We start from the raw sequence: 4,432 nt of genomic DNA, 5'->3' as shown, positions 1-4,432 counted from the left end.
AACTGTAAACTACTTTTTATATCTTTTTTAAAGAAATTTAGATGACAGATAAAAGGAGGAAAAAGGAGGGGTTTTGCCTGGATTCCCGCTAAACAATCACGACTTCTTTTTTTTAAATCCAATCCGATCCAAGCAACAAAAAAGCGAGACATTCATTTCCTCGTCTCGCCTTGCGGTCCCATGTTTCACAAAACAAAAGCAATCACCATCGCCACCACGACAATACCACCCACGATGGCCCCAATTATTTTTCCAGCCGACGCTTTTTTCTCTTCATCCATATTCAGCGCTCCTTCTTCTTCATCTTATCAAAATCAGGAAGTTTCTTCCTTATTGACACATCCAATTCCCAAGATGATCAAAACAAGCGCGAACAACGTGAAACTCGAAAAGGCCTGGCTTCCTTCCTGCAGCAAAACCGCGGACCAAATCACACCCACCAGCGGAATCCAACACTGATACATTCCAATTTTCGACATTTTGTTGTATTTTAACAAATAGCTCCAAATGGAATAGGCCAACGCGGAAACAAGCGCCAAATACAGCAGGACGAGCCAGCCTTTCCACGAAGCTTGTGGAATCGGGCTTTCCCCCAAACAGCGGCCGCCTGTCCACAACAGCAAACCGCCACATAAAAACTGGTACCCGCTGAGCAGCATCGCGTTTCGGCTTTGGGAATATTTTTTAATAAAGGCGGCTGAAAACGCGCTAAAAAACTGGGATATTAAAATAAGCCCTTCCCCCAGCCATGCGAACCCAACGTCCCAACGCATGCCATTCAAAACCCAAATTCCTAAAAATCCAAGCAAACAGCCAACGCTTTTATACACCGTCATTTTTTCATACCGAAAAATCAAAGCCGCGACCAGCAAGGAAATAAACGCGCCGGTTCCGGTGATTAGCGCCGCGCTCACCCCGCTGGCATGCGCCACTCCGATATAGTAGAAAAAATACTGTCCCGCCGTTTGAAAAAAAGCAAGCACTCCAATCGGAATCCAGTCTTCCTTTCGTGGAACGAGGGGCCGCCTGCATACGACTGAGCCAATCGCGATCACGAGAACGCCCGCCAGCGAAAACCGGAATCCGGCAAACATCAAAATCTGGTCAATCGCGTTGGTTTCAATGGAAAAAAGCGTATAGCCAAATTTAATGAACGGCGCCGCGCTTCCCCACAACGCGCAGCAAAAAAACGCGAGGAAGAATACGCTCGCGGGCCGCGTCCAAATCGTTTTCATTGCGTTTCCTTCTTTTCTTCCAGTTCCATCCACCGTAATGTTTTCTCTTCCAGCTCTTGTTCTTTTTGATCCCGGAGAGCGGAAGCTTTCATCATTTTGTCAAAATCATGAGTATACTCCACGATTTCCGCGTTCAGCCTCTGGATTTCCTCTTCCAACGCCGGCAATTCTTCTCCCAAGGATGATAGTTCTTTCTTTTCCATATACGTCAGCCGGTTTGAATTCCGTACTTTCCAGGCGTTCTTTTCCTTTGGCTCGCGTTTTTCCTGCTTTTCCGCCTTCGATGCCGTCTTACGCACCATATAGTCGCTGTAGCCACCTGGATAATCACGAATGCGCCGATTCTCGAACACAAACGTATGGTCGACGACGCGGTCCAAAAAATAGCGATCGTGCGAAACCGCGATCACGATTCCCGGAAACGAATCCAAATAGTCTTCCAGCACGTCGAGCGTCAGCAAATCCAAATCGTTCGTCGGCTCGTCCAGCAGCAACACATTGGGGGCCTGCATTAAAACTTTCAACAAATACAAGCGACGCCGCTCTCCACCCGACAGCCGATCCAGTGTGGTGTAATGCATTGTTTTCGGAAAGAGGAAACGCTCCAGCATTTGCGAGGAAGTGTATTTCTTTTTACCAAACGCGACGACAGCCGCGAATTCTTCGATATAGTCGATCACCCGCATGGAAAGATCGGCTTCATCATCCTGCTGATGAAAAAAGCCGATTTTTACTGTCGAACCTCTTTCGATCGTGCCGTCAGTTGGCTGAAGCAAGCCAGAAATCACCTTTAAAAGCGTGCTTTTCCCGCAGCCGTTTTTTCCAATAATTCCAACCCGGTCATGACGAAGAAGATTGTAGGAGAAATCCGAAAAAAGCGGATCGCTATTTTCGTATTGATAGGAAATCCCCTTCCATTCAATCGTTTGTTTTCCCAGGCGGGTTGAAACGGGAGTCAGCTCCAAGATTTCTTCTTGTTCCTTAAAGCGCTGATTGCGTAATTGCTCAAAGCGATCCAGACGGGCTTTGGACTTCGTGCTGCGGGCCTGCACACCCGCCCGCACCCAGGCCAGTTCTTTTCGATACAGGTTTTTATGAGCTTCTATTTGTTTTTTTTCATTTTCCTGCCGAATCTGCTTATTTTCCAAATACACTTCATAGTTTCCTTCATGGGTATAAAAGTCGCCCTGATCCAACTCATAAATTTTCGTGCATACCCGGTCCAGAAAATAGCGGTCGTGGGTCACCATCAAAACCGCGCACGTCATCTTGACAAGCCGGTTTTCCAAATACTCGATCATTTCCTCGTCCAAATGATTGGTTGGCTCATCGAGAAGCAGCAAATCGCATTTGGACATGAGCGCGATCGAGAGCGCCAGCCGCTTTTGCTGCCCACCCGACAAATCGGAAATTTTTTGGTCGTGATCCTCCAAGCCAAACCGGTTTAAAATCGAGCGCAGCTCGTATTCCTCAACCGGAAAAGGATTCTTTTCGTTAGCATGAACGATTTCCTCCCAAATCGTCATTTGGGAAAACCGCGGGGATTGCGAAAGATAGTGGATCTTGGTGTCGGCCGCCATGATCCATTCGCCAACATTCGGATCCTTTGCCGCAATCGCTTTCAGAAGCGTACTTTTTCCGGTTCCATTGACACCGATCAAAGCGATTTTATCTTTGGGCGCGATGGAAAACTGGATATGGTCAAACAGCACCTTGCCGTTGATGATTTGGGTTACGTTTTGCGCGGATAAAAGCATAAGTCCTCCTTAAAAAAAAGCCGGGAAATCCGGCTTCTATTCTTTTACAAATTCAACGATTGCCATTGGCGCGGCATCGCCCCGACGAATCCGGGTTTTGACAACCCGCGTGTATCCGCCTTGGCGTTGAGCGTATTCCGGTCCAATCTCATTAAACAGTTTTTGCAGCGCGGTCGTTCCATTGTCATCGACTTCGATGTTGCGAACATACGCCGCGGCCTGACGGCGGGCATGCAGATCGCCCCGCTTTGCCAAAGTGACTAGACTGTCGACAACGGAACTTACTTCTTTCGCTTTCATTTCCGTTGTTTCGATTTGACCATATTGGATCAGCGACGTCGCCATGTTGCGAAGCAGCGCCTTCCGGTGATCCGCCTTCCGGCCTAATTTACGATTACGCATGGATCATATCCTCCTACTCATACGATTTGAAGAACAATCCAAGCTGATACATTTTGTCCTTCACTTCTTTTAAAGACTTCTTGCCCAAGTTCTTCACATGCATCATTTCATCTTCAGTTTTCTGGGTCAATTCTTCTACAGTTTGAATACCTGCCCGCTTCAAGCAGTTGTAAGAACGAACAGACAAGTCGAGATCCTCGATCATCATCGTGTTGGTCTTTTGAGCATCTTCGACTTGAGGCTGCTGAACAGTAAAGCTTTCCTCCAAAGAAAGGTTCGCCAGCGGTACAAGCTCGTCGAGCTGGTCGATCAAAATATCGGCCGCCTCGGCAATCGCCTGCAAAGGCGTAACGGTGCCGTCGGTTGTCAATTTAATATGAACCTTATCGTACTTCATATCTTGTCCCACCAAAGCCGGTTCCGACAAATAGTCAGCCGAGCGAATCGGTGTGAACAAAGTATCGACCGCGATGACATCTTCCGGAAGCTTGAATTCCTCCCGGTTCTCCGCCGCGCTTTTAAAACCGATGCCATTGGCTACATACAATTCCATGTCAAGAATCGCGTCTTTCTCCAACGTACAAACGATTTGATTTGGATCCACCATATCAATCTCTTCCGGGCAAACGATATCGGCCGCCGTAATGATCGCCGGTCCGATTTTGGAAATATGCACCGTTTCCGGTTTGTCTAGCTCGCTTGTAAACTGAAGAGCTTTCACATTCAAAGTGATTCCTGTAATATCCTCTAAAATACCCGGAGAAGTCATCGCGTCGGCTGGTGTTCCAGAAATTTTGTAACCGATGACGCCACTTCCTGGAAGATTGGTCATCAAGACCCGGCACACCGCGTTTCCGATGGTTGTACCAAAGCCACGTTCAAGTGGTTCAAATACAAACGAAGCCGAATTGTTTTCTTCGTCAATATATTCTTTGTGGAAGGTTGCTCTTTTAAATTCCTGCATCCTCTCTCCTCCTTACTTGTTATCCACGAGGTCGTTTCGGTGGACGGCATCCATTGTGAGGGATTGGCGTCACA

The 4,432-nt window shown here is 47.5% G+C and carries 4 protein-coding genes; all 4 read right to left on the bottom strand.

From position 1 onward, the window contains the following. Positions 1-314 precede the first annotated feature (314 nt). Genes E5336_RS12195 through E5336_RS12180 form a run of 4 tightly spaced genes read right to left on the bottom strand, consistent with a single transcriptional unit; the run spans position 315 to position 4,358 of the window. Complete coding sequence (locus E5336_RS12195) at positions 315-1,235, bottom strand: DMT family transporter (RefSeq protein ID WP_135981380.1); 921 nt, start codon at positions 1,233-1,235, stop codon at positions 315-317. Next, positions 1,232-2,992, bottom strand: a complete 1,761-nt coding sequence (locus E5336_RS12190) for an ABC-F family ATP-binding cassette domain-containing protein (protein ID WP_135981379.1) — start codon at positions 2,990-2,992, stop codon at positions 1,232-1,234. Before E5336_RS12190 ends, E5336_RS12195 begins: the two co-directional genes overlap by 4 nt. 36 nt (positions 2,993-3,028) lie before the next feature. After that, positions 3,029-3,394 carry a 50S ribosomal protein L17 gene (rplQ, locus tag E5336_RS12185; RefSeq protein ID WP_135981378.1) on the bottom strand — a complete coding sequence of 122 codons (366 nt, stop codon included), beginning with the start codon at positions 3,392-3,394 and terminating at the stop codon, positions 3,029-3,031. Positions 3,395-3,407: 13 nt separating this feature from the next. Continuing rightward, a complete protein-coding gene (locus E5336_RS12180; RefSeq protein WP_135981377.1) occupies positions 3,408-4,358 on the bottom strand; it encodes a DNA-directed RNA polymerase subunit alpha in 951 nt (316 codons plus the stop codon). Between the last annotated feature and the right edge of the window lie 74 nt (positions 4,359-4,432).

The organism is Dubosiella muris (assembly GCF_004793885.1).
Classification (GTDB): Bacteria; Bacillota_I; Bacilli_A; order Erysipelotrichales; family Erysipelotrichaceae; genus Dubosiella; species Dubosiella muris.
This window is presented reverse-complemented; position numbering and strand designations above follow the sequence as displayed.